The organism is Xanthomonas sp. NCPPB 3005 (assembly GCF_041228095.2).
Taxonomy (GTDB): domain Bacteria; phylum Pseudomonadota; class Gammaproteobacteria; order Xanthomonadales; family Xanthomonadaceae; genus Xanthomonas_A; species Xanthomonas_A bonasiae.
Window position 1 is genome coordinate 5,134,122 of sequence record NZ_CP166096.2, and the last position, 26,286, is coordinate 5,160,407.

At 69.4% G+C, this 26,286-nt stretch carries 25 protein-coding genes and 1 tRNA gene; 9 read left to right on the forward strand and 17 right to left on the reverse strand.

Annotated features, from left to right (window positions below; all coding sequences use genetic code 11):
• Positions 1–166: 166 nt before the first annotated feature.
• The 5 genes from AB8810_RS22275 (at position 167) to AB8810_RS22295 (ending at position 7,279) form a co-directional block, all read left to right on the forward strand.
• Positions 167–1,411, forward strand: coding sequence for an efflux RND transporter periplasmic adaptor subunit (locus AB8810_RS22275; RefSeq protein WP_369914930.1), 1,245 nt, complete (start codon positions 167–169; stop codon positions 1,409–1,411).
• A 1,065-nt stretch (positions 1,412–2,476) separates the two neighbouring features.
• Positions 2,477–3,169 (forward strand): ABC transporter ATP-binding protein, encoded by a 693-nt coding sequence (locus AB8810_RS22280; protein ID WP_179569547.1) that lies wholly within the window; start codon positions 2,477–2,479, stop codon positions 3,167–3,169.
• 61 nt (positions 3,170–3,230) lie between these two features.
• A complete protein-coding gene (locus AB8810_RS22285) occupies positions 3,231–4,388 on the forward strand; it encodes an ABC transporter permease (protein WP_206230779.1) in 1,158 nt (385 codons plus the stop codon).
• A 46-nt stretch (positions 4,389–4,434) separates the two neighbouring features.
• On the forward strand, positions 4,435–5,748 hold the full coding sequence (locus AB8810_RS22290) for an ABC transporter permease (RefSeq protein ID WP_191826889.1): 1,314 nt from the start codon (positions 4,435–4,437) through the stop codon (positions 5,746–5,748).
• 370 nt (positions 5,749–6,118) lie between these two features.
• The gene (locus AB8810_RS22295; protein WP_191826890.1) at positions 6,119–7,279 is read left to right on the forward strand and encodes a S9 family peptidase; all 1,161 of its coding nucleotides are present in this window, start codon (positions 6,119–6,121) and stop codon (positions 7,277–7,279) included.
• A 116-nt stretch (positions 7,280–7,395) separates the two neighbouring features.
• Here AB8810_RS22295 and rarD read toward each other — a convergent pair whose 3' ends face one another.
• From rarD to AB8810_RS22330, 7 genes are all read right to left on the reverse strand, one after another.
• Positions 7,396–8,301, reverse strand: coding sequence for an EamA family transporter RarD (gene rarD, locus AB8810_RS22300; protein WP_369914931.1), 906 nt, complete (start codon positions 8,299–8,301; stop codon positions 7,396–7,398).
• Positions 8,298–9,200, reverse strand: coding sequence for a drug/metabolite exporter YedA (gene yedA, locus AB8810_RS22305; RefSeq protein ID WP_179569557.1), 903 nt, complete (start codon positions 9,198–9,200; stop codon positions 8,298–8,300). Before yedA ends, rarD begins: the two co-directional genes overlap by 4 nt.
• A 787-nt stretch (positions 9,201–9,987) precedes the next feature.
• Positions 9,988–11,208: a PQQ-dependent sugar dehydrogenase gene (locus AB8810_RS22310; protein ID WP_369914932.1), complete on the reverse strand. Its 1,221-nt coding sequence runs from the start codon at positions 11,206–11,208 to the stop codon at positions 9,988–9,990.
• Positions 11,209–11,298: 90 nt separating this feature from the next.
• Complete coding sequence (locus AB8810_RS22315) at positions 11,299–11,484, reverse strand: hypothetical protein (protein ID WP_369914933.1); 186 nt, start codon at positions 11,482–11,484, stop codon at positions 11,299–11,301.
• Between the two features lie 91 nt (positions 11,485–11,575).
• Positions 11,576–13,231, reverse strand: coding sequence for a M28 family metallopeptidase (locus AB8810_RS22320; RefSeq protein WP_369916705.1), 1,656 nt, complete (start codon positions 13,229–13,231; stop codon positions 11,576–11,578).
• Positions 13,232–13,381: 150 nt separating this feature from the next.
• Positions 13,382–14,305 (reverse strand): MBL fold metallo-hydrolase, encoded by a 924-nt coding sequence (locus AB8810_RS22325; protein WP_369914934.1) that lies wholly within the window; start codon positions 14,303–14,305, stop codon positions 13,382–13,384.
• Between the two features lie 220 nt (positions 14,306–14,525).
• Positions 14,526–15,818: a tryptophan--tRNA ligase gene (locus AB8810_RS22330; RefSeq protein WP_179569565.1), complete on the reverse strand. Its 1,293-nt coding sequence runs from the start codon at positions 15,816–15,818 to the stop codon at positions 14,526–14,528.
• Positions 15,819–15,928: 110 nt separating this feature from the next.
• On the opposite strand from AB8810_RS22330, the gene AB8810_RS22335 reads away from it, so the two are divergent.
• Positions 15,929–16,783 (forward strand): hypothetical protein, encoded by an 855-nt coding sequence (locus tag AB8810_RS22335; RefSeq protein WP_369914935.1) that lies wholly within the window; start codon positions 15,929–15,931, stop codon positions 16,781–16,783.
• Between the two features lie 72 nt (positions 16,784–16,855).
• On the opposite strand, the gene AB8810_RS22340 is transcribed toward AB8810_RS22335, so the two are convergent.
• From AB8810_RS22340 to AB8810_RS22350, 3 genes are all read right to left on the reverse strand, one after another.
• The gene (locus AB8810_RS22340) at positions 16,856–17,071 is read right to left on the reverse strand and encodes a CsbD family protein (protein ID WP_009574162.1); all 216 of its coding nucleotides are present in this window, start codon (positions 17,069–17,071) and stop codon (positions 16,856–16,858) included.
• A gap of 242 nt (positions 17,072–17,313) precedes the next feature.
• Positions 17,314–18,174 carry a DMT family transporter gene (locus AB8810_RS22345; protein WP_206259569.1) on the reverse strand — a complete coding sequence of 287 codons (861 nt, stop codon included), beginning with the start codon at positions 18,172–18,174 and terminating at the stop codon, positions 17,314–17,316.
• Positions 18,174–19,058: a MurR/RpiR family transcriptional regulator gene (locus AB8810_RS22350; RefSeq protein WP_369914936.1), complete on the reverse strand. Its 885-nt coding sequence runs from the start codon at positions 19,056–19,058 to the stop codon at positions 18,174–18,176. Before AB8810_RS22350 ends, AB8810_RS22345 begins: the two co-directional genes overlap by 1 nt.
• Before the next feature lie 84 nt (positions 19,059–19,142).
• On the opposite strand from AB8810_RS22350, the gene AB8810_RS22355 reads away from it, so the two are divergent.
• A complete protein-coding gene (locus AB8810_RS22355) occupies positions 19,143–20,039 on the forward strand; it encodes an oxidoreductase (RefSeq protein WP_369914937.1) in 897 nt (298 codons plus the stop codon).
• Positions 20,040–20,146: 107 nt separating this feature from the next.
• Here AB8810_RS22355 and AB8810_RS22360 read toward each other — a convergent pair whose 3' ends face one another.
• The 7 genes from AB8810_RS22360 to birA form a co-directional block, all read right to left on the reverse strand.
• Positions 20,147–20,281 carry an entericidin A/B family lipoprotein gene (locus tag AB8810_RS22360; RefSeq protein WP_003469322.1) on the reverse strand — a complete coding sequence of 45 codons (135 nt, stop codon included), beginning with the start codon at positions 20,279–20,281 and terminating at the stop codon, positions 20,147–20,149.
• Positions 20,282–20,380: 99 nt separating this feature from the next.
• Positions 20,381–20,533, reverse strand: coding sequence for an entericidin A/B family lipoprotein (locus tag AB8810_RS22365; RefSeq protein ID WP_179569575.1), 153 nt, complete (start codon positions 20,531–20,533; stop codon positions 20,381–20,383).
• Between the two features lie 145 nt (positions 20,534–20,678).
• Positions 20,679–21,602 (reverse strand): arginase, encoded by a 924-nt coding sequence (gene rocF, locus AB8810_RS22370; RefSeq protein ID WP_369914938.1) that lies wholly within the window; start codon positions 21,600–21,602, stop codon positions 20,679–20,681.
• Between the two features lie 201 nt (positions 21,603–21,803).
• Positions 21,804–21,879: transfer RNA gene (locus AB8810_RS22375), tRNA-Thr, on the reverse strand.
• Positions 21,880–22,012: 133 nt separating this feature from the next.
• Positions 22,013–22,861: an SPOR domain-containing protein gene (locus AB8810_RS22380; protein ID WP_369914939.1), complete on the reverse strand. Its 849-nt coding sequence runs from the start codon at positions 22,859–22,861 to the stop codon at positions 22,013–22,015.
• 9 nt (positions 22,862–22,870) lie between these two features.
• Positions 22,871–23,611 carry a type III pantothenate kinase gene (locus AB8810_RS22385; protein ID WP_191826899.1) on the reverse strand — a complete coding sequence of 247 codons (741 nt, stop codon included), beginning with the start codon at positions 23,609–23,611 and terminating at the stop codon, positions 22,871–22,873.
• The gene (gene birA, locus AB8810_RS22390; RefSeq protein WP_369914940.1) at positions 23,608–24,579 is read right to left on the reverse strand and encodes a bifunctional biotin--[acetyl-CoA-carboxylase] ligase/biotin operon repressor BirA; all 972 of its coding nucleotides are present in this window, start codon (positions 24,577–24,579) and stop codon (positions 23,608–23,610) included. Before birA ends, AB8810_RS22385 begins: the two co-directional genes overlap by 4 nt.
• A gap of 128 nt (positions 24,580–24,707) precedes the next feature.
• On the opposite strand from birA, the gene AB8810_RS22395 reads away from it, so the two are divergent.
• Together AB8810_RS22395 and AB8810_RS22400 are read left to right on the forward strand one after the other, a co-directional pair.
• Complete coding sequence (locus AB8810_RS22395; protein WP_179569585.1) at positions 24,708–24,980, forward strand: hypothetical protein; 273 nt, start codon at positions 24,708–24,710, stop codon at positions 24,978–24,980.
• On the forward strand, positions 24,947–25,735 hold the full coding sequence (locus tag AB8810_RS22400) for a zinc-dependent peptidase (protein WP_369914941.1): 789 nt from the start codon (positions 24,947–24,949) through the stop codon (positions 25,733–25,735). Before AB8810_RS22395 ends, AB8810_RS22400 begins: the two co-directional genes overlap by 34 nt.
• The last annotated feature ends 551 nt before the right edge of the window (positions 25,736–26,286 follow it).

Consider the following 26,286-nt stretch of genomic DNA (forward strand, 5'->3'; position numbering starts at 1 on the left):
GACAGCTGTCACTGGCGATGGCCGCGCGATTGCCGCATGCTGCGCTCCACGCCATGGGGAATGGCGCCGCACCTGCCGCAGCGCAACGCAGAAAGTGACTTCCGGCAACTTGGAAGCGCGCGCCTCGCCGATCCACACTGCGCCTACCGATTCATCCAGGGACAAGATGAGTACCTCCGCCGATCTGCTCAAAGAACTCCGTATCGACCGCAAGGCACCGCCGAGCGAACCGCCGCCGCGGCGCGGGCTGTGGATCGCCGTGGTCCTGGCGCTGCTGCTCGCGCTCGGCGTCGGCGGCTGGTTGCTGTTCGGCCGCGGCAAGGCCATCGAAGTGACCACCGCGCCGGTGGTGGCGATCGCCGCCGGCAGCAGCAGCGCCTCGGTGCTGGACGCCAGCGGTTACGTGGTGGCGCGGCGCATGGCCACGGTATCGGCGAAGATCACCGGCAAGGTGCGCGAAGTGCTGATCGAGGAAGGCATGCGCGTGGAGCAGGGCCAGGTGATGGCGACGCTGGACCCGATCGACGCCGGCGCGCAGCGGCAGCTGTCCGCGTCGCAGCTGGACGCGGCGCGCAGCCAGGTGACCAACATGCAGGCGCAACTGCGCCAGGCCGAAGCCGATGCGCAGCGGCTGCAGACCCTGTCCACGCAGCAGCTGGTGTCGCGCTCGCAATACGAGCAGGCGCTGTCGCAGCGCGACGCCCTGCGTGCGCAACTGCAGAGCGCGCAGCGCAACGTGGTGGTGGCGGGCAACCAGCTGTCGATCTCCGACCTCAACGTGGACAACACCATCGTGCGCGCGCCGTTCGCCGGCGTGGTCACCGCCAAGGCGGCGCAGCCGGGCGAGATCGTCTCGCCGCTGTCGGCCGGCGGTGGTTTCACCCGCACCGGCATCGGCACGGTGGTGGACATGGATTCGCTGGAGATCGAGGTCGAGGTGGGCGAGGCCTTCATCGGCCGGGTCAAGCCGGGCATGCCGGTGGAAGCCGTGCTCAACGCCTACCCGGAGTGGAAGATCCCGGCCGAAGTGATCGCGATCATCCCCTCGGCCGACCGCGGCAAGGCCACGGTGAAGGTGCGCGTGGCGCTGAAGCAGAAGGACCCGCGGATCGTGCCGGAAATGGGCGTGCGCGTAAGCTTCCTGGAAGCGCCGCAGGCGCAGGCGCAGGACAAGCCGCAGGGCGTGCGCGCGCCGGGCGCGGCGATCGTCAAGCGCGGCGGGCAGGACGTGGCGTTCGCACTGAAGGAGGACAACACGGTCGAGCAGCGCGCGCTGAAGACCGGCATCGCGCTGGGCGACGACCGCCAGGTGCTGTCGGGCCTGGCGGCGGGCGACACGGTGGTGCTGGATCCGCCGGAGACGTTGCGCGACGGGGTCAAGGTGAAGATGGCGGAGGCGGCCGAGCAATAGCGGCGACCGCATGTGAGGTAGTACGCGTTGCCGCGAACCATTGCATGCGGTCCATGTCGCCGCTGCCTTGGGCTATCGCCATGAGGGCGGCGCTGCCGGCATCGCTTTTCGTCCAACTCGTGCAGTAGCGGGCGCCGTTACACCCGTTTTATCGCGTCACCAGGTTTTTGCTCGCATCCGATCCAGCAACCAACTGGCTTCACTCGCTCCAATCGCCGCATCGCTCTAGTTGTTGCTCCTCGTTGTTGCTCCTCGCTGTTGCTGTTGCTCTGGCCGTTGCTCTGGCTCTGGCTCTGGCTGTTGCTTTGCTGTTGCTCTGCTGTTGCTGTGCCGTGGCTTTTGACTTTCCGGGTTCCCTTCCGCAGCGGCGGATGGACCGGGGAAAAACCCGAAGGGCGGCGCACAAGGATGTGCGCCGTTCGCGGCAGGGGCAGGATGCCCCTTCCGCGAATCCCCGGTGCATCCGCGGACCCGTAGCGCGCAGCGCGGAGGGCGCAAGGCAGGGCGCGCTTTCTTTTGGTTACTTTTCTTTGCGCGAGCAAAGAAAAGTGACCCGCCAAAGGCGGAAGCTTTTGCTTTGCTGTTGCTTTTTTGCTTGGGCGTTTGCTTTTGTAGGAGCGGCTTCAGCCGCGACTGGTTCTTTCAGGAAAGGTGTCGCGGCTGAAGCCGCTCCTACAAGGACTTGGCCACTTCAAAAGCAAGAGCAAAGCTTTCGCCTTGCGGCGAGTTACTTTTCTTTGCTTGTGCAAAGAAAAGTAACCAAAAGAAAGCACACCCTACTTCGCGCCCTCCGCGCTGCGCGCTCCGGGTCCGCGAATAGGACGGGATTCGCGGAAGGGGCATCCTGCCCCTACCGCGAACGGCGCACATCCCTGTGCGCCGCCCCTTCGGGGTTTTTCCCGCCCTATTCGCCGCTACGTAAGGGACCCGGTAAAGCAAAAGCAAAGCAACAGCACTGCAACTGCAACTGCAACTGCAACTGCAACTGCAAACGAAGCAAACATCAGCGAACCGTTGCACCGCAATCGACATATCCAACACCCGTCCACTGCCAGGAACACCACCATGTCCACCCTCGTCAAACTGCGCAACGTCACCAAGACCTACCAGCGCGGACCCGAGAAAGTACAAGTCCTGCACGGCATCGACCTGGACATCGCACGCGGCGACTTCGTCGCGTTGATGGGTCCCTCCGGCTCCGGCAAGACCACCCTGCTGAACCTGATCGGCGGCCTGGACACCCCCAGCGGCGGCGAGATCGAGATCGAAGGCGAACGCATCGACCGCATGAGCGGCGGCCAGCTCTCCACCTGGCGCAGCCAGCACGTCGGCTTCGTGTTCCAGTTCTACAACCTCATGCCCATGCTCACCGCGCAGAAGAACGTGGAACTGCCGCTGCTGCTGACCAACCTCAACGCCGCCCAGCGCAAGCGCAACGCCGAGATCGCCCTGACCCTGGTCAACCTCGCCGACCGCCGCAGCCACCGCCCCAACGAACTGTCCGGCGGCCAGCAGCAGCGCGTGGCGATCGCCCGCGCCATCGTCTCCGACCCCACCTTCCTGATCTGCGACGAACCCACCGGCGACCTGGACCGCACCGCCGCCGAGGAAATCCTGCACCTGCTGCAGCAGCTCAACCGCGAACACGGCAAGACCATCATCATGGTCACCCACGACCCCAAGGCGGCCGAGTACGCCAGCCACACCGTGCACCTGGACAAGGGCGAGCTGGCCGACGCGCCGCTCGTGGCGCATTGAACCGGCCGCTGCCGCCGCGCGCATTCCGCGCCCCGGCATCCCGTCCCTTGGAGGATCGAACATGAAATATTTTTCGTTGGTCTGGGCGCAACTGTTCCGCAGCAAGACCCGCACCCTGCTGACCCTGCTGTCGGTGGTCGCCGCGTTCCTGCTGTTCGGCATGCTCGATTCGGTACGCGTGGCGTTCAATTCCGGCGGCAGCGTCGAAGGCGCCAACCGGCTGATCGTGTCCTCGCGGCTGTCGATCACCCAGTCGTTGCCGGTCAGCCTGCAGTCGCAGATCGAATCGGTGCCGGGGGTGAAGAAGGTCACCTACGCGATGTGGTTCGGCGGCATCTACCGCGACCCGAAGAACTTCTTCCCCAACTTCTCGGTGGCGCCGAACTTCTTCGACGTCTACAGCGAGTACGACGTGCCGCCGGCGCAGCTCAAGGCGTTCCGCGAGACACGCACCGCGGCGGCGGTGGGCGCCTCGCTGGCCAAGAAGAACGGCTGGAAGATCGGCGACACCATTCCGCTGCAGGCCACCATCTTCCCGCGCGGCGGCAGCAACGACTGGCCGCTGACCCTGACCACCATCTTCAAGGTCAAGGACGCCAAGAACGCGCAGGCCGAGAACCAGTTGATGATGAACTGGAAGTACTTCGACGAGTCCAACGACTACATCAAGAACAAGGTCAGCTGGTACACCGTGCAGCTGGGCAACGCCGACCAGGCCTCGCGGGTGGCGCAGGCGATCGACGCGCTGTCGCTCAACTCCGACCACGAGACCAAGAGCCAGACCGAGGCCGCGTTCTCGCAGGCCTTCGCCAAGCAGTTCGCCGACGTCGGCCTGATCGTCACCGCGATCATGGCCGCCGTGTTCTTCACCCTGCTGCTGCTCACCGGCAACACCATGGCGCAGGCGGTACGCGAGCGCATCCCGGAACTGGCGGTGCTGAAGACGCTCGGCTTCCGCGACGGCACCGTGCTGACCCTGGTGATGGTGGAGTCGGTGCTGCTGATCGTGCTCGGCGGCTTGATCGGCATGGGCCTGGCGGCGCTGATCATCCCCGGCGTGGCCGCGGCCAGCGGCGGCATGATGCCGATGCGCGGCGTACCGGCGCAGACCTGGGGGGTGGCGTTGGGACTGATGGTCGCCATCGGCATCGTGGTCGGGTTGCTGCCGGCATTGCGCGCGCAGCGCCTGAAGATCGTGGACGCGCTGGCCGGGCGCTGAGCCCGCCGCCGCATCGCTCCCTGTCGCATTTTCGGAAGACGCACTGATGAAACTCAAACTCTGGTTGGGAAACCTGCTCACGTTGCTGCTGCTGGCAGTGGGGCTGGCGCTGTGGATCGCCCTGCCCTGGTACGGCGTGCTGGCCTTGGCCGCCGGCGTGGCGCTGTGGCTGCTGCTGACCCGCGGCGGCCGCCTGGCGCTGGCCGCCACCCGCATCGGCGTGGCCAGCCTGCCGCAGCGCTGGGGCGCCTCGTCGGTGATCGTGGTCGGCATCGCCGGCGTGGTCGGCGTGCTGGTGGCGATGCTGGCGATGGGCGAAGGCTTCCAGGCCACGCTCAACAGCACCGGCGACGACAGCACCGCGATCGTGCTGCGCGGCGGTTCCGGCGCCGAGACCAATTCGGTGATCACCCGCGACCAGGTGCCGCTGATCGCCAGCCTGGCCGGCGTGGCCAAAGGCGCCGACGGCAAGCCGCTGGTCTCCCCGGAGCTGTCGCAGGTGATCAACCTGCCGAGCAAGGCCGACGGCACCGACACCAACGTGCAGTTCCGCGGCGTCGGCGACGCCGGCTGGGCGGTGCACGACAAGCTCAGGATCGTCGAGGGCCGCCGCTTCGGCGCCGGCCTGCGCGAGATCGTGGTCGGCCAGGGCGCCAAGGCGCAGTTCCGCGGCCTGGACGTGGGCAAGACCCTGAGCCTGGGCCGCGAGCAGTGGACCGTGGTCGGTGTGTTCGCCTCCGGCGATGCACACGACTCGGAACTGTGGGCCGACGCGCAGACCCTGGCCTCCACCTACAACCGCAGCGCCTACCAGTCGATCAGCGTACGTACCGCCGGCAAGGACGGCTACGCCCAGTTCAAGGCGGCGATGGCCGCCGACCCGCGGCTCAAGCTCGACGTGGAGACCACCCGCGCCTACTACGCCAAGCAGGGCGGCAACCTCAGCAAGCTGATCAGCATCCTCGGCACGGTGATCGGCGCGATCATGGCGGTCGGCGCGGTGTTCGGCGCGCTCAACACCATGTACGCGGCGGTTGCCACACGCGCCCGCGAGATCGCCACGATGCGCGCGATCGGCTTCCGCGGCACGCCGGTGGTGACCGCGGTGATGCTGGAGACGATGCTGCTGGCGCTGCTCGGCGGACTGCTCGGCGGGCTGATCGCCTGGACCGTGTTCAACGGCTACAGCGTGTCCACGCTGGGCAGCAACTTCAGCCAGGTGGTGTTCCAGTTCAAGGTCTCGCCGGCGCTGCTGTGGAGCGGGCTGAAGTGGGCGCTGGGCATCGGCCTGGTCGGCGGGCTGTTCCCGGCGCTGCGCGCGGCGCGGCTGCCGATCACCACCGCCTTGCGCGCGCTGTAGGGGCTGCGCTCCGTCCCCGGGAGGACGCCATGCTTGTCCGGCTTGCCGAAAGCGAGGTCGGCGCAGGCCGGTCGGCTTGCGCAAGCGCGGCCCTGCGGGTCCGGCCCGGGGCGCCGCAGGCCGACGCCACAGCGCCGACCTGAATGCCAGGCGGCGCCACGCGCCGCCACCGAGCCCCACACGGGTCCGGCGCGGCCAACGTGGAGGCCGCAAAGCGCCGCAGCGCAAGGCGCGGCGCGGAAAACCGGGCAGGCGGCGGCGCCTCGGTGCCGCGTCCCCGCACCGCGTCATCGTTTCGTCATCCAATTGCGGTAGAGCCGCGCCGGCGAAGGCGCTAGCCTGCGCGGCCATTCATCCACCGCCTACCGCCATGTCGTCGCGCCTGCGCCTGTTGCTCGTCCTCTGCGCCAGCCTGTGCCTGACCAGCCTGGGCCTGGCCGCCCGCTCCTCCACCTCGCTCAGCGACCGCCTGGTCGCGCCGGGCGGCGTGTCGCCACTGATGGACGAGGAACGCATCCAGGGCCTGCTGGCGACGCTGCCCAACCGCAGCGGGCACGTGCTCACCCCGGCCGGCATCCCGATCTTCTGGCGTGCGATCGATCCGGGCGACTACCGCATGCGCTACCGCTACGAGCACGCCGGCCGCGACGCCAACGGCCACGAGCGCGCCGATTTCGCGATGGACGTGGCCGCCCCGCAGCCCGGCCCCCACGCCGCCCCGCGCGGCACCGTGGTGCTGCTGCATGGCTGGATGATGGACGGCGACTCGCTGCTGCCGTGGTCGCTGGACCTGGCCCAGGCCGGCTACCGCAGCATCAGCATCGACCTGCGCAACCACGGCCGCTCCGGCGGCGGCCCGGCCGGCTACGGCACCCGCGAGTCCGACGACGTGGTCGCGGTGATCCGCGCGCTGCGCGCCCGCGGCGAGATCCAAGGCCCGCTGTACCTGTTCGGCGTGTCCTACGGCGCCGCCACCGCGCTGTTCACCGCGCAGAAACTGGGCGGCGACGTCGAAGGCGTGGTCGCGATGGAATCCTTCGCCAACGCCGGCCGCGGCATCCGCGACATGATCCCGCACATGCTCGCCAGCCGCCCGCAGGGCTGGATGGCCAGCGCGGCGATGGACCTGGCGCGCTGGCGCTACGGCGGGCAGAACCTGGACGCAGTCATCGCCAACGCCAACCAGCGCCTGGCGCTGAACCTGGACCAGGTCGACGTGACCGCCGCCGCGCGCACCGCGCCGGCCTGCCTGCTGCTGCTGCACGGCAGCGCCGACCAACACATCCCGGTCGCGCACGGCCGCCTGCTGGCGCTGGACGCGCCGCGCGCGCACTACCTGGAGATGCCCGGCGAGAACCACATCAGCCTGCCGATGCGGCTGGACCTGCTGGCGCCGACCGTGGAGGACTGGTTCGCCGAACTGCCGGCGCAGCGCCACGACGGCCACTGCCCGTCGCCGCTGGCGCCGCGCGTGGACGCAGAGCAGCAGCTGACCGGCGGCGCCCCGGCCGCGAGTGGCAGCCGGGGTTGAGCCGGGATTGGGGATTCGGGATTGGGGATGCGCAAGGGCCGAAGCCGCTCACAGCGGTAGCTGTAGCGGCCCGCGCAGGTCGCCGTTACAAATCCCGAATCCCCAATCCCGGCCTCTCAGGCCCCCCGCCGCCCCCAGCCCGAGCGCCACAAACTCTCGCCGGCGAACAGCAGCAAACCCACCCAGATCGCGGCGAAGCCGATCGCCTTGCCGCTGTCGAACGGCTCGCGGAAGAACCACACCCCCAGCAGCAACTGCAGGCTCGGCGCGATGTACTGCAGCAAGCCGACCAGCGACAGCGGAATGCGCCGCACGCCGTAGGCGAACCCGATCAGCGGCACCGCGGTGACCACGCCGCCGAACACCAGCAGCAGATCGTTGCGCCAGCCCCACCCGGCGGCGAAACCGCCGCCGTGCCCGGTTTCGCTCCACAGCACGAAACCCAGTGCCGGCAGGAACAGGTACAGGCTCTCCACCCCCAGTCCGGCCACCGCATCCACCTGCACCAGCTTGCGCAGCAGGCCGTACAGCCCGAACGAAGCGGCCAGGCTCAGCGCGATCCACGGCAGCGCACCGGCATCGACGGTGAGCCACGCCACACCGAACGCGGCGCATGCCACCGCCAGCCACTGCAGCGCGCGCAGCCGCTCCTTCAGCACCAACACGCCGAGCAGCACGTTGACCAGCGGATTGATGAAATAGCCCAGGCTGGCCTCGATCACGTGGCCGGCGTTGATCGCCCAGATGTACAGGCCCCAGTTGAACGCGATCGCCAGGCTGCTCAGCGCCAGGATCGCCAGCGCGCGCGGCTGCGCGGCGATGCTGCGCCACCACTGCAGGCGCGTGCGGTACAGCAGCCAGCCCACCACCAGCACCGCGCTCCAGACGATGCGGTGGGCGATGATGTAGGCCGACGGCACCGCCTTGAGCAGATGCCAGTACACCGGCACCACGCCCCATAGCGCGAAGGTCAGCGCGGTGATCAACAGGCCGCGGCGCGTGTCCTGCTCGGTGACGCTCATCGCCGCGTCCGCGCCACGGTGATGACCACCACGCCGGCCAGGATCACCGCCATCGCGCCCAGGTCGCTGGCGCTGAAGCGCTCGCCGCCGAGCCAGCTGCCCAGCGCCACCGCGATCACCGGATTGACGTAGGCATAGCTGCCGGCCAGCACCGGCCGCACGTTCTGCAGCAACCACACGTAGGCGGTGAACGCCACGATCGAGCCGAACACGCACAGGTAGGCGACCGCCATCAACGCGTGCGGCGTCGGCCACGCGTGCGGGCGTTCGCCGCTCAGCAGGCCGGTGGCGACCAGCAGCACGCCGCCGCACAACATCTGCCCGGCCGCGGCCATGAACGGCATCGGCAGATCGCGACCGCGCGACCACACCGAGCCGAACGCCCAGCCGATCGGCGCGATCAACAGCAGCACCAGGCCCTTGGGGCTGGCGCTGAGGCTGCTGCCGGCGTTGAGCCACAGCACGCCGGCGAACCCGACCACGATGCCCAGCCATTCGCCGCGGCTGGCGTGCTGCCCGCGCAGCGCGCCGAACAGCGCCATCCACAGCGGCACCGACGCCACCGCGACCGCGGCCAGGCCGGAGGAGACCTGGCGCTCGGCCAGCACCACCATGCCATTGCCGCACAACAGCAGCAGCGCGCCCAGCACCGTCAGCGACCCCCATTGCGCGCGCGTCGGCGCGGCCACGCCGCGCCAGCGCAGCACCGCGTACAGCAGCGAACCGGCGACCACGAAGCGCAGTCCCGAGACCATGCTCAACGGCGGCGTGCCACCCTCCAGCGCGAAGCGGATCGCCAGATAGGTCGAACCCCACACCACGTAGACCAGCAGCAGCGCGAGGACGACGAAACCGCCACGCGCGGGGACGGCGGCGACGGGAGAAGGCGGGGACGACATGCGCAGAAGGACCGGGCGGTGTGGAGATGGATTCTAGGCCAGCGGCGGCGACCAGCGACAGCAGCGCGGCGCGATGCGCGTGGCACGCTGTTTTGCACATGGCGCACGCGCCGCGTTCGCGACGCATCGACGATGCATGCTCGGTCTCGATCGTGGCAGCGCACGCGCTTTCCGTGCAGGAGCCGTCGTGGCGAAGTCGGTCCATCGATGCCGCACGCCGCGCCGGCAAGCTCGTCCACGTCGGGACTGAAGTCCCTCCCACAGTGCCCCCATCCGGCTGGCCGCAAGTCCTTTGTAGGAGCGGCTTCAGCCGCGACGAACGAAGTCGGGAGCTGCGCCGGCTTCGGATATTGTCTGTCGGGGCTGAAGCCCCTCCTACAGTGCACCCAGCACGCTAGCCGCGAGCCTCCTGTAGGAGCGGCTTCAGCCGCGACGAACGAAGTCGGGAGCTGCGCCGGCTTCGGACACTGTCTGTCGGGGCTGAAGCCCCTCCTACAATGCACCCAGCACACTAGTCGCAAGTCCCTGTAGGAGCGGCTTCAGCCGCGACGAACGAAGTTGGGAGCTGCACCGGTTTCGGACACTGTCTGTCGGGGCTGAAGCCCCTCCTACAGTGCACCCAGCACACTAGTCGCAAGTCCCTGTAGGAGCGGCTTCAGCCGCGACCAGCGAAGCCGGAAACTGCGCCGGCTCCGGACACGGTCTGGCACCGGTCGATCACCTTCCGCATGACGGCGGTTCGCAACCCAGCGGGAGCCCGATAGCGCCAGGAACACCGCCAGTGCGCCTACTTCGGTGTGAGCCGGAACAGGCCACCGGGCTTGGCGTCTTCCAGCAACCACAGCGAGCCATCCGGCGCCTCCTCGATATCGCGGATGCGCTTGCCGATGCTCCAGCGATTGACCGCGGTGGCGCCGCCCTTGCTATCGACAGTGACGCGGATGATGCCCTGGCTGACCAGGCCGCTGATCAACGCGCTGCCCTTCCACTGCGGAAACAGGCTGCCCTTGTAGAACATCAGGTTGCCGGGCGCGATCACCGGTACCCAATAGATCGCCGGCTTGGCAAGATCGGGCCGCGTATCGGGTTTGGGAATCGGCACGCCGTTGTAATTGACGCCATACGAAACCAGCGGCCACCCGTAGTTCTTGCCGCGCTGGATCAGGTTCAGTTCGTCGCCGCCGAGGGGACCGTGCTCAAGCTCCCACAGCCGACCGTCAGGCCCGAAGGCGAGGCCGTAGGGGGTGCGGTGGCCGATGGACCAGGTTTCGGCCGGCGTGAGGTTGGCGTTGGGGAACGTATAGGTGCTGACTACCGGCGCCGTCTTGGCCGCCTCGGTATCGGCCGCCGGATCGATCAGCGGGATGGTGCGCGCACCGCCCCTGCCTGCCCACGGGTTTCCCGGCGCGGGCTTGCCGTCCAGCGTCAACCGCAGGATCTTGCCCACTGGTTGATTGAGATCCTGTGCCGGCGTGAAGCGCTGGCGATCGCCCACCGTGAGGAACAGATACTGGCCATCCGGCGAAAAGGCGATCTGCGCGCCGGCCTGGCCGCCCTTGCCCGTGGGCATCTGGCGCCATAGCACCTTGAAGTTGTCCAGCCGGGCCTCGTTGCCCTCCACCACCAGTCTGCCTCGGCCCATGGCCAGGCCGCCGCCGTAGTCGCCGGGTGCCACATACGTCAGGTACACACTCTTGTCGATGGCGTAGTGGGGCGACACGAACACGCCCAGCATGCCGTTCTGGCCTTCAACGTAACTGGCCGGCACGCCCTTGAGCTCGGTCTTGGCGCCTTGCGGAGTCACCAACTGCACGCGACCGACCTTCTCGGTGATCAGCATGCGGCCATCGGGCAGGAACGCGATGCGCCAGGGCAGATCGAAGGTGGCCACCTTGGTGACGTTGAAAGGGAGCTCAGGGTCGGGCTTCTGATTGCCTGCGTTGGTCTGCGCGTGCGCGACACTCGTCAGTAGGACTCCGAGCAGAACCGCATTTGCCAGCGTCTTCATCTGCATGATTCCTCGCGTCCAGGTGGCGCGAGGAATCGTAGTGGTTTCGGCGCCGCCTGGGTGTGACAACGGCCCATCCTGGGATGTCGGTCAGAACAGCCCGTCGACCAGCAACGCTCCACCGGAGACTTCGAGGACGCTTCCGGGGACATAGGGATGGGTCATCAGGAAGACCGCCGCGTGCCCGACGTCGGCGATCGTGACGGGCGCCAGGTCCAGGGCGGGGGAATGCGACAGCGCGTCTACCGCGGCGAACGTCGAGGTGACGGCCGCCATGCCAAGCTTCGCCCTCGCTCCAATGCCGCCGCCAAGGAAGGTCGTCGAGCCGTTGCGCGCCAGGTGCGGAGCGGCATGGCGGGCGCCCCCCTCAGCGCCGCGCCGCCTCGCTCGCATCGCGCGCCGGCTTGAACTCAGAACCGTCGTCCCAGCGCGGCCATTCGCGGCTGTCGGCCAGGCGCTGACCCAGGTCGTACAGCAGCAGCGTGTCGGCGGCATGCCCGGCCGGATCCCAGGACGCGCTCCAGCGATCGCAGGGCTGGTGGTAGCAGTCGACGAAATAGCGGTCGCGGATCGCCTTGCCGGCGGCCACGCCGCCGTCCAGCTTGTCCAAGCCAGGCCCCACGGTGATCGCCGGCACGCCGGCGCGGGCGAAGGCGAAATGGTCGGCGCGATAGAAGAAGCCCGCCTCCAGGTTCGGATCCGGCGAATAGGCGCGGCCGCGCGCCTGCGCCGCGGCGGCCAGGTCGCGCTCCAGCGACACCCGCCCGCGGCCCCACGAGGCGATGTCGCGGGTGGCGCCGTCGGGGCTGAACATCTCGCTGTTGATCACCGCCACGGTGGTCGCCAGCGGTGCCAGCGGATGCGCGGCGTAGTAGGTCGCGCCGAGCAGGCCCTTCTCCTCGGCGGTGAGCGCGATGAAATACAGCGTGCGCTGCGGCCGCGGCCCGGCGGCGAAGACCCGCGCCAGCTCCAGCACGCTGGCCACGCCGGTGGCGTTGTCGATCGCGCCGCGGCGGATGCGATCTCCGCTGGCGTCGGCCGCACCGATGCCGAACGCGTCCCAGTGCGCCGAGTAGATGATGGTCTCCTCGGGATGCGTGGCGCCTTCCAGCTTGGCCACCACGTTGTGGGTGACCACGCGCTCGCGCTTGAGCGCGAAGCGCACCGACAGCGCCGCATCGCCCAGCGCCTGCGGGCGGAAGTCGGCGCGCTGCGCGCGCTGCTTCTCCGCCTCGAAATCCAGCCCGGCGCGCTGGAACAGCGACACCGCCAGCGCGCGCTGCATCCAGCCGCGTACCGGCACGTGCTGCGCGCGCGCCTGCGCGTCGCTGCGCTCGATGTCGAACAGCGGCGACAGCCCGGAACTCTTCACCGTGGCCCAGCCGTACGCCGCCGGCGCGGTCTCGTGCACGATCAGCACGCCGGCCGCGCCCTGCCGCGCGGCTTCCTCGTACTTGTAGGTCCAGCGCCCGTAGTAGGTGACCGCACGGCCGTCGAAGGCGCCGGGCTGCGGCGTCTCGAAGTCGGCGTCGTTGATCAGCATCACCGCGATCTTGCCCTTCAGGTCCACGCCCTTGTAGTCGTCCCAGCCGCGCTCCGGCGCGTGGATGCCGTAACCGACGAACACCAGCGGCGCGTCCTTCAGCGCCACCTTGCTGCCGGGACGCAGGCTCTGCAGCACCACGTCCTCGCCGTTGACCAGCGCCTGCGAGGCGCCGGCCACACGCAGCGTCGCCGTCACCGGTCCGTCGACCTGCGCGCGCACCAGCGGCACCGCCTGGGTCCAGCCGCCGTCGTCGCCCGCCGGTTGCACGCCGGCCAGGCGGAACTGTTCGCTGAGATAGGCGATGGTCTTGTCCTCGCCCGGCGTGGCCGGCGCACGGCCCTCGAACGCATCGGACGCCAGCGTGCGCACATGCCGCTCCAGCGCTTCGGCATCGATGCCGCCGCCGGGCAGCGCCTCGTTGGCCGCCTGCGCGGCGCCCCCCATGAACAGGCAGGCGGACAGCAGCAACATACGCATCGGATTCACGGCAACGACCTGGAAAACAGCGGGCCGCACAGTGTAGAGCGTGACACCGTCACGAAACAGCAATGAGGTGGATCGAGATGCGAGATACGCAGACACACCGCTTTTCCCATTCCCGATTCCCCAATCCCGAATCCCGGCCCCTCACCGATCCAGCCAGCAGCCCAGGCCCTGCGCATTGAGCTCGATATCCATCTGCAACACCCGCTCCACGCCGGCATCGTCGAGCGGGCAGCCATGCAGCCGCGCGCGCTCCAGGTACAGCGCGCTCAGCGCGGCGACCAGGCAGCGATGGCGATCGGAACGCCCGTCGCAACCGCGCGCGATCGCCACCATCGCGTCGAGTTGCTCGAACAGCTCCGCCGCCAGCGTGTCCGCCGCGCCGACCGGGCCGTAGTGGGTCAGATACAGCGTCTCCGGCGCATGGCCGAGCATGCGCTGGATCGAGGCGCGCATCGCTTCCGGATCGAACTGCACCGGCGAGGAGGTCGGGATCACGAACGCGCCCTGCGCGCTGTCCAGTTCGCGGTACGACAGGCCGAAGGTGTCGCCAGTGAACCAGCTGCGGCTGCGCGCGTCCCATACGCACAGATGATGGCGCGCGTGGCCGGGCGTATCGATGCACAGCAGTTCGCGCTCGCCCAGCCACAGCCGATGGCCGTCCTCGGCGACGACGACGCGCTCGGCCGGCACCGGCACGATCGTGCCGTAGCTGCGCGCGATCTCGGCCGCGCCGTACACCGCGGTGGCGCCGGCGATCAGCCGCGCCGGATCGATCATGTGCGGCGCGCCGCGCGGATGCACCAGCAGGCGCGCGTTCGGCAGCTGCTGCAGCAACGCGCCGGCGCCGCCGGCGTGGTCCAGGTGGACGTGGGTCAGGATCAGCCAGTCCACGTCGCCCGGCGCCAGGCCGGCGCCGTCGAGCGCGGCCAGCATGGCCGGCAGCGAGTGGCTGGTGCCGCAATCGACGAACGCGCCACGCCCTTTTTCCACGATCAGGTAGGACGCATCGAACTGCGCGCGCTGGAAGCCGGTGTCGATGAGATGGATGCTGGGGTCGCGTGGCATTGCGCAAGGCGGTGGCTGGGCGAGCCTCCATTCTAGGCCGTATGGAGGCGGTTGCCAGCCCTGCGCGGAGCGGTGGCCAGGCCGACGACCCGGTTCGCACGCGGCTCGCGCTGCCGCCCGCTTCTCTGTAGGAGGGGCTTCAGCCCCGACCGGGCGTTACCGGTAATGCCCGGTCGGGGCTGAAGCCCCTCCTACAGGAGTGCTTCGCCGTGCACTGCGTTCAGCCCGCGTCGCGCAGCCGCTGCAGCGCGGCCAGCACGGCCTCGGCGGGCACCGCCAGACTGAATTCTGCGGTCTGCAGCGCATCGGCGCGATCGGCCTGCTTGAGCGCGCCGATCACGCGCCCGGCGTCGCGCGGCGACGCGAAACCGCCGCTCTGCAGCAGCAGCGCGCCTTCGCCGTCGAGCAGCTTGAAGTAGAAGCGGCCGTCGCCTTCGCGGTACTGCTTGAAGCTCGGCAGCGCCTGCCTGGCCGCGGCGGCATCGGCGTGCCCGGCCTCGCGCAGCGACAGGTCGCGCAGGCCCACCGCATGCCGCAGTTCGGCCAGGAACGGCGTGGCATAGCGCGCGCGCAGGCGCTGCGCGTTGTCGCGCAGGATCGCCTCGATGTCGCCCGGCCGCGCCATCAGCGCCTCGTAGCGCTCGCGCATCGGCGCGATCTCCGCATCGATGCGCGCGAACAGCTGCTGCTTGGCCTCGCCCCAGCCGATGCCGCCGGCGAAGGCCTGCGCGAACGCGGCGGTCTCCTCGTCGCTGGCGAAGGCCTGGTACAGCTGGAACAGCGCCGAGCCCTCGGTGTCCTTCGGCTCGCCCGGCGCGCGCGAATCGGTGACGATGGAGAACACCCGCTTCTTCAGTTCCTCGCGCGGGGCGAACAACGGAATCGTGTTGTCGTAGCTCTTGCTCATCTTGCGCCCGTCCAAGCCGGGCAAGGTGGCCACGTTCTCGTCGATCAGCGCTTCGGGCAGGGTGAAATAGTCGCGGCCGTAGACGTGGTTGAAACGCTGGCCGAAATCGCGCGCCATCTCGATGTGCTGGATCTGGTCGCGGCCCACCGGCACCTGCTGCGCGTTGAACAGCAGGATGTCGGCGGCCATCAGCACCGGGTACATGAACAGCCCCGCGCTGACCCCGGCATCGTCGTCCTCGCCGTCGGCGCGGTTCTTGTCCACCGCCGCCTTGTAGGCGTGGGCGCGGTTGAGGATGCCCTTGCCGGCGACGCAGGTCAGGAACCAGGTCAGCTCGTTGGTTTCCGGCACGTCCGACTGGCGGTAGAACCACACCTTCGACGGATCCAGCCCGGCCGCCAGCCACGAGGCGGCGATCTCCAGGGTCGAGCGCTGGGTGCGCGCCGGGTCCTGCGCCTTGATCAGGCTGTGCAGGTCGGCCAGGAAATAGAAGCTCTCGATGCCGGGGCGCAGGCTGGCCTGCAGCGCCGGGCGGATCGCGCCGACGTAGTTGCCCAGGTGCGGGGTGCCGGAGGTGGTGATGCCGGTAAGAACGCGGGTGGTCATGCGGGGAATCGACGGCCAGAAGAAAACCCGGCGAGTTTAACCGCTGCGCGGCAACCCCGTTCCGGCGCATGGCGCGTTCAACAGCAGGTCCCTTCCGTGGAGTCGCCGTGATGCGCAAGCCCGCCCACCTGTTTTTTTCGACCCGCCCGATCGGCCCGATCTCGATCGCCTTGCTGTGCATCGGCCTGTTGTGCGGTTTCCGCCCCTACCCCGTGCCGCCCGCGTCCGCCCCGCTGGTGGAGCTGAGCGTGATCGACCGCGACGCCGACGGCGCCGATCTGCCGCAGTACGTGCAGCGCGGCCAGCGCTGGATCGCCGCCGCGCCCGGCCACCGCTATGCGCTGCGCCTGACCAACCGCAGCGGCCGCCGCGTGCTGGCGGTGCTGTCGGTGGATGGGGTCAACGCGGTCAGCGGCCAGACCGCAGCCAGCGACCAGCGCGGCTACGTGCTGGCGCCATGGCAGAGCACCGAGATCGCCGGCTGGCGCAAGTCGCAGCGCGAGATCGCGCAGTTCGTGTTCACCGACCTTGCCGACAGCTACGCCGCGCGCACCGGCCGCCCCGACAACGTCGGCGTGATCGGCATGGCGGTGTTCGAGGAAGCGCCGACGATCGTGCCGCAGGCGAGCGTCGAGCAGGACAGCGAGGAGCGGTACGGCGAGCGCGCTGCGGCGCCGGTGGCGCCCGCGCCCGCAGCCGCCGCACGCGCGCAGGAAAGCGACGCGGCGCAGGGCAAGATGCAGCGCCTGGGCACCGGCCATGGCGAACGCGAATGGTCGCCGTCCAGCGTCACCGAGTTCGAACGCGCCAGCGATGTGCCGCGGCAGCGCCTGCAGCTGCGCTACGACAGCCATGCGCGGCTGATCGCGCGCGGGGTGATCCCGCGGCCGCGCCCCTACCCGCGCGTGGCCGACGTCCCGCAGGCCTTCCCCGGCGACTTCGTGCCGGATCCGCCGGCGCGCTGAGCCTGCACGACCGCGCAAAAACAAACGGGCCGCATCGCGGCCCGTTTCTGCGTAGAGCGCATCGACTCTGCCTCAGTCTCGGTATTCCTTGCCCAGGCCGTCCTGGAAGGTGCGCACTTCCTTCTCGGCGCGGTCGCGATCCCAGCCGTAGCGTTCCTGCAGCTTGCCCGACAGGTACTGCGCATTGCCGGTGGCCACGTCGAAATCGTCGTCGGTCAGGTCGCCCCACTGCGCCTTGATCTTGCCCTTGAGCTGGGTCCACTTGCCGGAAATGATGTCTTTGTTCATAGCATCGCTCTCGTTGGAGGTGGGCGGCGATTGCACCGCGCGCACAGCATTGCGCCTGCACCGTTGCCGATCGATCAATGCGCCGTCAACGGCGCATGAGCACGATGAAGCGTTTATCGCGGGCTTGTCGGCCAAACCAGGACGGAATGCCAAACCGTCATCGTCCACGGTTTCTCATTCCATACAGAACAAAGAAGCCACAACCGGGCATCGGCAGCCGATTGCGACGCTTCGCGCCGCGGTCAGAACCCTATCGCCGCGATCCCGGCCAGCACCACCACGGCGCCGGCGATGCGCCGCGCGAGATGATCCTCGCGAAAGAGTGTGCACGCGAGCAGCGAGCCGATGACGACGGAAGACTCGCGCAAGGGCGCGACCAGCGCCACCGGCGCGCTCTTCATCGCGGTGAGCACAAGGATGTAGGCCAATGGCGAGAACACGGCCACGATGAGGATCGGCACGGCGTCGGTGCGGATGGCAGCCCGGATCCGATGCCGTCGGCGCAGCGCGCTCGGGACCAGGATCAGACTCTGCAACAGCAGAGTGGCGGCGTAGTAGCTCACAGGCGCCAGTTGCAGAGAAGTGACCGCATAGCTGTCCCAGAGGGTGTAGCTGGCGATGGTGGCGCCCGTCGCGGCGCCCCAGCGCAGTCCATGCAGCGGACGGCGGCTCCCGCTTTTGAACGGATTGCCGCTGACGACCAGGATGCCGGCCACGACAAGGAGCGCGCCGAACGTTGCGATCGTGGTGAGATGCTCTCGCAGGAAAAGGACGGCGAAGAGCATGGTCAGCAACGGCCCCGTGCCGCGCGCGATCGGGTAGACCACGCCGAACTCGGCACGGTCGTAGCCGGCCTGCAACGTCATGGAGTACGCGATATGCAACACCGCCGAGACCGCGGCGCCCACCACGAGTCGCCAGTCGAGCGCTTGCTGCGCATTGGCGATGAAGACGAGGCTGATCGGAACATAGAGCAGCGCTGCGGCGCAGGTAGACGCGAAGACGAACAGCAACGTATCGCCGCGCTTGTACTTCGAAGCCAGGTTCCATGCCGCATGTGCGACCGCTGCCGCGAGGACCAGTGCAATGGCGCCAGGCTGCATCAGGTGATATCAGGCAGGTCCATGCCGGCCCGTTCCGCCCGACGGCTGCGCTCCGGGTCGCGCAGTGCCAGGGAGGCGGCCAGCGCGTCGACGACGACGAGCTGGGCCAGGCGGCTCGCCGCTGCAGCCATCTGCCCCGGCAACGGCGCGCCGCCCACCACGAGCGCGGTGTCCGCCAGGTTCGCCAGCGGTGTGCCGTACTGATTGGTGACCGCAATGAGCGAAGCTCCGGCGGAGGACGCCGCATCCGCGATGGCGAGCGTGCTCGAGGTGCGCCCGGTCGAACTGACGGCGATGACGGCATCTTCCGGGCCCAGCAGCCGCGTTGCGATCATCGCCGACAGATAGTCCGCGATGCCGATGGTGGTCACGCCCACCGCACGCAGGCGGAAAACCGCGTCCGCAGCGACCGTCGCCGACGGACCGGCACCGAACACGATCACTTGGCGGGCAGACAGAAGCGTCTCGACCGCCCTGTCGAACGCAGCGAGTTCGACCGCCCCGCCGAGCGCGGTCAAGGCTTCGCTGCCTGCGCGGGCGCAGGCCTCCAGCACCGCGGCCGAGCTCGCATCCGCGGCGAGCGCTTCAGGCGGCGCGAAGAAGCGGGTGGTACCGCGCGCGCGGGCGATCTCCATTTTGAGTTCGGCGAATCCGCCGAACCCGATCGCACGCGCAGCGCGGACCACGCTCGGCGGCGAAACGCCGGCACGGGCGGCGACCTGCGCCGCAGTGCTCGCCCCGACAAACAACGGATCGGCAAGCAGCAGCGCGACGACTTTGGCTTCGCTCGCGGCGAGATCGCCGCTGCGCGCCTGGACGTTCCCGATCAGCTGCACCAGTCGCGCATCGATCTCCGTAACGGCGTTACATTTGTTTTTCTTCATATGTAATACGTTACACTTGTCGTGCGGCAAGCACCACCACCGCGTGAGCAGCTGCTCCGCAGCTAGGCGAAGGAGTCCGTTTCAATGAACACCCAATGCGATGCAGCAATCGCCGTGCTCGGCCCGGGAGCCATCGGCACCACCATCGCAGCGGCGCTGCACGAAGTGGGCCGCACGCCCCTGCTGTGCGGCCGTACGCCGCGCGATCGGCTGACGCTGCGCGATGGCGAGCGTGTGATCGTGGTTCCCGGCCCGGTGCGGACTGATCCAGCACGCATGGAGCGGACGGTCGACCTGGTCTTTCTCGCGGTCAAGTCGACACAGAACGCCGCGGCCGCGGAATGGCTCGCGGCGTTGAGTGGCCCGGACACCGTCGTGTGCGTCCTCCAGAACGGGGTCGAGCAGTTGCAGAACGTCACTCCGCATTGCCCACGCGGGCACATCGTTCCGGCTGTCGTCTGGTTTCCTGCGCAAATGCAATCCGACGGGTCGGTGCACCTGCGCGGCGACGTGCGCATCAGCCTGCCGGACACGTTGACGTCCCGTGTGGTGGCGAAGGCGCTGCAAGGCACGCGCTGTTCGGTCGATCTGGCCTCGAACTTCCAATCTCTGGCGTGGCGCAAGCTGCTGCAGAACGCGGCAGCCGGACTCATGGCGCTCGCGCAGCGCCGCTCGGGCATGTTCGGCCGATCAGACATCTCCAGGCTCACCCTGGACTACCTGCAGGAGTGTCTGGCCGTGGCCCGCGCCGAGGCCGCGGAGTTGGGCGACGATGTGCCGCAGGCGATCCTCGACAACTTCCAGGCTGCCCCCGCCGACATGGGCACTTCGATCCTGACGGATCGCCAGGCCGGCCGGCCATTGGAATGGGATATCCGCAATGGCGTCATCGCGCGTCGCGGACGGGCTCACGGCGTTGCCACGCCCATCAGCGATGTCGTGGTGCCGCTGCTTGCGGCCGCGAGTGACGGTCCTAGTTGACGCTGCGGACCAGGCTTCGCGCAATTCAGCGCGATAGCGGCTGCATTCTTGCGGCAAAAAAAAACGGGCCGGCAAGCCGACCCGTCTTTCGTCACCGAGCGCTGGGCTCAGTTCTTGGCAGCGTCTTCGACCTTCTCGCCGGCGCTCTTCACGTCCTTGCCGGCACCGGCAACCGTGTTGCAGCCCGACAGCAGGCCCACCGAAAACATCGCCAGCAGCATCCACGCAAAAGTACGCTTCATAGGTCTCACTCCTTCTTGGTCATGGGAACGCGGCATAGGTGGCCGCGCGGGGTTACGCATTGGGTAATCGGTCAACGCCAAACCACTGCGGACGATCGATCAGCACTTGCCGTCTTTGCAATCGTCGGCCTTGGTTTCCACCTTATCGCCGGCCTTCTGCATGTCCTTGCCGGCACCGGCCATGGTGTTGCAGCCAGTCAGCATGCCCCCGCAGAACAGGGTCAGCATCATCAAGGTGAGCAGTCGCTTCATCGTGGAGTCCTCGCAGTGGATCGGGTCTGGGTGGTCGCGGCGATAGCCGTTGCCGAACTACCGTCTGGCGGTGAATCTGACTTCACGACTGTGGATTTCACGTGAATGAAGCGTGGCAATATTCAGTTTCGCGCCGAAAACCGCGTCAATCGCGCATCAGCGTGGACTTGCCGAACAGGCTCTCGACCAGGTCCACCGCCAGCTCGGCGGTCAGATTGCGATGGTCCAACACCGGATTGAGCTCCACGATGTCCAGCGACCCCATGCGTCCGCTGTCGGCGATCATCTCCATCACCAATTGCGCCTCGCGGTAATTCGGCCCGCCGGGCACGGTGGTGCCGACGCCGGGAGCGATGCTGGGGTCGAGGAAATCCACGTCGAAGCTGACGTGCAGGTGGGTGTCGGCGTCCAGCCCGTCCAGCGCCGCCTCCATGGTCCGCTTCATGCCCATCTCGTCGATGTAGCGCATGTCGTACACGTCGATGCGGTGCTGCTTGATCAGCCGCTTCTCGTCCGGGTCCACCGAGCGGATGCCGATCTGGCGGACCTGCTCCGGGCGCAGCGCCGGCGCGGCGCCGCCCAGTTCGGTCAGCGCCTGCGGCCCCAGCCCGCACAGGCAGGCCACCGGCATGCCGTGCACGTTGCCCGACGGGGTCACCTCGCTGGTATTGAAGTCCGAATGCGCGTCCAGCCACAGCACCCGCAGCTTGCGCCCCTGCTCGCGGCAATGCCGCGCCACCGCGGTGATCGAGCCGATGCCCAGGCAATGATCGCCGCCGAGCATGATCGGCATGCGCCCGGCGCGCAGCTCGGCGTAGCTGGCCTCCATCAGCGCGCGGTTCCAGGCCACCACTTCGTCCAGGTGGCGATAGCCGCCGACCGGGGATTGCCACGGGTTGCGCGGACCGTCGAGGTTGCCCAGGTCGCGCACCGCGATGCCGCGATTGGCCAGCGCCTCGTGCAGGCCGGCGATGCGCAGCGCCTCCGGCCCCATGCGCGCACCGCGATGCCCGGCACCGATGTCGGTGGGAACGCCGATCAGGGACACCGGCAGAAAAGAGGAATTCATGCGGACGCGCTCCAGCGAAAAATGTGCGCCAGTCTAGCGAGCCGCCCGCGGCGCGACCCGCCGCGGCGCAGCAGGCCGAGCGCCGGCCGTGTGCGCCGGCCGCGCAAATGCAGCGCTGCAGCGTGCTTGCGCACGAGACCGACACGAGGAGCGCGCAGCGTGACGCGGGCCTGCGCGATGCGCTGCATGAAGACTGAAGAGTGGTGCCGCTTGTCCGAATCGAACGGACGACCTACTGATTACAAATCAGTTGCTCTACCGACTGAGCTAAAGCGGCACGAGGACTGCAGCGCCCGCGCTGCGGGCCGTCGCAGTCTACCTGCTGGCAGGCCGTTGCGGCACATCGCGGCGGTGCTGCGGGACTGCGCTCCGCCGGCCGCACGAGGCCGAAACAACCGCAGCGCGGCATTCTAGCGCAGCGTGGCGCAGTCCAGCGCGCGTTGCCGCTGCGCGCCGAGTTGCCGGCGCAGCGTCGCGGCCTGCGCCGCGGAGTCGGTCCGCAGGTCCAGCCACCAGCGCGACTGGCCGCTGCCGCCGCTGGGAATCAGATCGACGTTGAAGCCGGCCTTGGCCAGCTCGGCCTTGCGGCGTTCGGCGCCTTCGCGGCTGCGGTACTGGCCCAGGGCGATGGCATTGCCGGCGTCGCCCTCGCGGATCGGGTAGTAGTCGCGGATGCCCGCGGCGACGATGCGATCGACCGCGGCCTTGACCCCGTCCTCGCCGCCGATGGTCGGCAGCAGTACGCGGAAGCTGGTGGCGTCGCCGTCGCCGACCTCGCGCAGGCGCGGGCGCGGTGCGGCACCGAGTGCGGCGGCCGCCGTCTCGGCCGCGGCGCGGTCCGGATATGGGCCCAGGCTCAGGCACACAGGGGCGGTGGCAGGCTCGGCGGCGGGAGCCGCTGCGACGCTGGGCGCTTTGGGCTGCTGCGGCGGCGGCGCAGCGGCGGCGGCCGGCGCTGCGGCGGCGGGCACTGCGGTGGTCGCAGGCGCGTCCGCAGCCGGCGCAGCGACGACCGGAGCGGCAGCGTCCGGCACGGGGGCAGTGTGGACCGCTGGTGTCGGCGCCGCTGCGGAGGCAGCCGGCGCCGGAGACGCGGCCTGCGGCACCGCCGCGGACGCTGGCACCAATTGCAGCGTCGCCACGCCGGCCGGCAACGCCGGCATCGGTGCCGGCGCCGGGGTCTGCGGCTGCGTCGCCCACCACAGCGCGACGCCGAGGTTGAGGATGGTCAGGACGACGAGCAGGGCGCGGACGAGCATGCGCGGATTCTACCCGGCGGACCCGGCCGCAGCGTGCGCCTGCGCCCACAGCGCGAGCCCGTCCAGCACCAGCGATGGCCGCTGCTCGGCCGCGGGCAATGCGTGCAGCAATGGCGGTGCGCCGCCGCCGTGCAGCAGCAGCCGCGGCCGCCGCGCCAGCAGCGCCTCGCCCTGCTGCAGGCTGCGTTCGATCAGCGCCAGCGCCGCGCCGTCGCAGCCGGAAGCCAGCGCATCGGCGGTATCGGCGGCGAACTCGCGATAGTCGCCGCCCTCGGCCGGCAGTTGCGCCGCGCGCTGCTGCAGGGCCTGGCGCATCGTGGTCGGCGACGGCGCGATGCGCCCGCCGTGGTGCAGGCCGTCGCGATCGAGCAGGTCCAGGGTCAGCGCGGTGCCGACCCCGACCACCAGCACGTCGCCGTCGCCGTGCGCGGCGAGCAGCGCCAGGAAGCGGTCCACGCCGAACTTGTGCGGTTGCGCATAGGCGATGCGCACGCCGGCGCAGACCGCCTCGGTGCGCGCCACCCGCACCTGCGCGAAGCGGGCGCGCAGGGCATCCAGCACGGTCGCGGTCAGTGCCGGCGCGGCGACGCTGGCGACATAGGCGGTGTCGCCGCGCGGCAGCGCCGCCACCGCGGCCGCGTCCATCGCTTCGGCGCCGTGCGGCCAGGCCTGCACCGCGGCGGCGCGGCCGCGTTCCAGCGCGGCGAACTTGAAGCGCGAATTGCCCAGGTCGAACAACCAGTCGCTCATGCCGGCCTCACGCTGACTTCGCCGGCGTGCAGCGGCCGCTCGCCGTCGGCGAAGGCGACCCGCAGCGCGCCGTCCTCGGCCAGGCCCAGCGCCACGCCCTCGCGCGCGACGCCGCCCTCGTCGATGCGGATCGCGCGCCCGGCGAGCAGGTCCAGCGCGGCGTAGCGCGGCAGGAACGGCGCCAGGCCCTGCGCGTCGAACAGCGCCAGCGCCGGCAGCAGATGCGACAGCACCATCGCGGCGATCGCGTTGCGCGAGACCTCGGCGTCGGCGCCGGCCAGCGTGGCCAGGTCGGTCCACGGCTGGCCGATGCTCGCGGCGCTGGCCGCGGGCATGCGCACGTTGAGTCCCAGGCCGATCACCGCGCGCGCCGGCCCGGCGAATTCGCCGCCACCTTCGACCAGCAAGCCGCCGAGCTTGTGTCCGTCGGCGAGCAGGTCGTTCGGCCATTTCAGCCCGACCGTGGCGAAGCCGGCCGCGCGCAGCGCCTCGGCCACGGCGACGCCGGCGGCCAGGCTCAGTCCGCCCAGCCGCCCCAGCCCGCCGTCGAAGCCGCGCGCCACCGACAGGTACAGGTGCGCCGCCAGCGGCGAGGCCCAGACCCGCCCGCGGCGGCCGCGGCCGCCAGTCTGGCGCTCGGCCAGCAGCACGGCGCTGCCGCGCGCCGGCGCCGGCCGCGCCAGCAGGGTGCTGTTGCTCGAGGCCAGGCTCCAGGCGATCTCCAGCCCGGCCAGCTCGTCGCGGGCGGCCGGCGCCAGCGCCGCGTGGATACGCTCGGCCTCGAGCAATTCCAGCGGCCGTGCCAGCCCGTAGCCCTCGCCGGCGCGGCCGTCGATCTCCACCCCGGCCGCGCGCAGGCCCTGGATGCGCTTCCACACCGCGGCCCGGGTCAGCCCGAACGACCGCGCCAGGGCGTCGCCGGAAAGGCGGCCCTGGCTGAGCCGGGCCAGTAGTTCGCGCTCGTCCACGCCGATTCCATCGCCTCGAATCGGAAAATTATGCGGGAAGCGCCGTCCCCGCGCCCAGCGCCGGCCCTGCACCGGGTGAAAACCGCGTTAGAATCGCGATTCACCGCCGTTCGCCCTGGATGCCGACGATGCGCCGCTCCCTGCCGTGCCTGATCCTGCTGTTGCTCCCGCTGGCCGCCGTCCACGCGTCCGAAGCGCTGGTGAGCAAGCAGCGCAACGACTGCGTCTACGCCGACAACACCGACGCGGACGCCGCCCAGGCACGCCCGGCCTCGACGGCGCGTCCGCCCGCCGCGGCGGCCAAGCCGGCGGCACCGAGCGGCGGCGGCAGCGACAGCGACCTGGTGCCGCGCCTGCGCATGCCCAAGTGGCACAGCTTCCTGCCGGGGATGTTCCGCTGATCCCACGCTGGTTGCGCTGGCTGCTGCCGGCGCCTGTTGCGATCGACGATGCGACCTGGCAGCTGGTGCGACAGCGCTGCGCGTGGGTGGCGGCACTGGATGCGGAACGCGAGCAGCGGCTGCGTACGCTGGCTGCGCAATTCCTTCAGCAGAAGACCATCTCGCCGCTGGACGGGCTGACCCTGGATGCGGCGCAGCGCACCGTGCTGGCGGCGCTGTGCTGCCTGCCGTTGCTGGAGTTCGGTGCCGAGGGCCTGCGCGGCTGGTCGCAATTGCTGGTGTATCCGGACGCGTTCCGCGTGCAGCGCAGCCATGTCGATGCGGCCGGCGTGCTGCACGAGTGGGAAGACGAGCTGATCGGCGAATCCTGGGACAGCGGCCCGTTGATCCTGTCCTGGGCCGATGTGCAGGCCGACCTGGACGACCCGCATGCCGGCTACTGCGTGGCGGTGCACGAGATGGCGCACAAGCTCGACGTGCTCGATGGCGCACTGGACGGCACGCCGCCGCTGCCGCGCGACTGGCAGCGGCGCTGGGCCGCGGATTTCCAGCGCAGCTACGACGCGTTCTGCAAGCGCGTGGACCGCGGCCGCGGCAGCGAGATCGACGCCTACGCCGCCGAGGCGCCGGAAGAATTCTTCGCGGTGGTCAGCGAATACCATTTCTCCGCGCCGGAGCGGCTGCAGCGCGAGATGCCGGACGTGGCCGCGCATCTGACGCGGTTCTACGGCCGCTCCCCGTTCGCTGGCGCGTAGGCGCGCGGCGTGAGAGGCGCGCAGGCGGCGATCGCGGCATGACGAATGTCTTGCTGCAGGAGCGGCTTCAACCGCGACGAGCGAAGACGGGAACTGCACCGGCTCCGGACACTGTCTGTCGGGGCTGAAGCCCCTCCTACAGAGACCCAGCTGGCTGGCCGCTAGTCCCTTGTAGGAGCGACTTCAGCCGCGACGAACGAAGTCGGGAACTGCACCGGCTCCGGACGCTGTCTGTCGGGGCTGAAGCCCCTCCTACAGTGCACCAGCACACTAGCCGCAAGTCCCTGTAGGAGCGGCTTCAGCCGCGACGAACGAAGTCGGAGACTGCACCGGCTTCCGACACTATCTGTCGGGGCTGAAGCCCCTCCTACAGGGCACCCAGCTGGCTGGCCGCTAGTCCCTTGTAGGAGCGGCTTCAGCCGCGACGAACGAAGTCGGAGACTGCGCCGGCTTCGGACACTATCTGTCGGGGCTGAAGCCCCTCCTACAGGGCACCCAGCTGGCTGGCCGCTAGTCCCTTGTAGGAGCGGCTTCAGCCGCGACGAACGAAG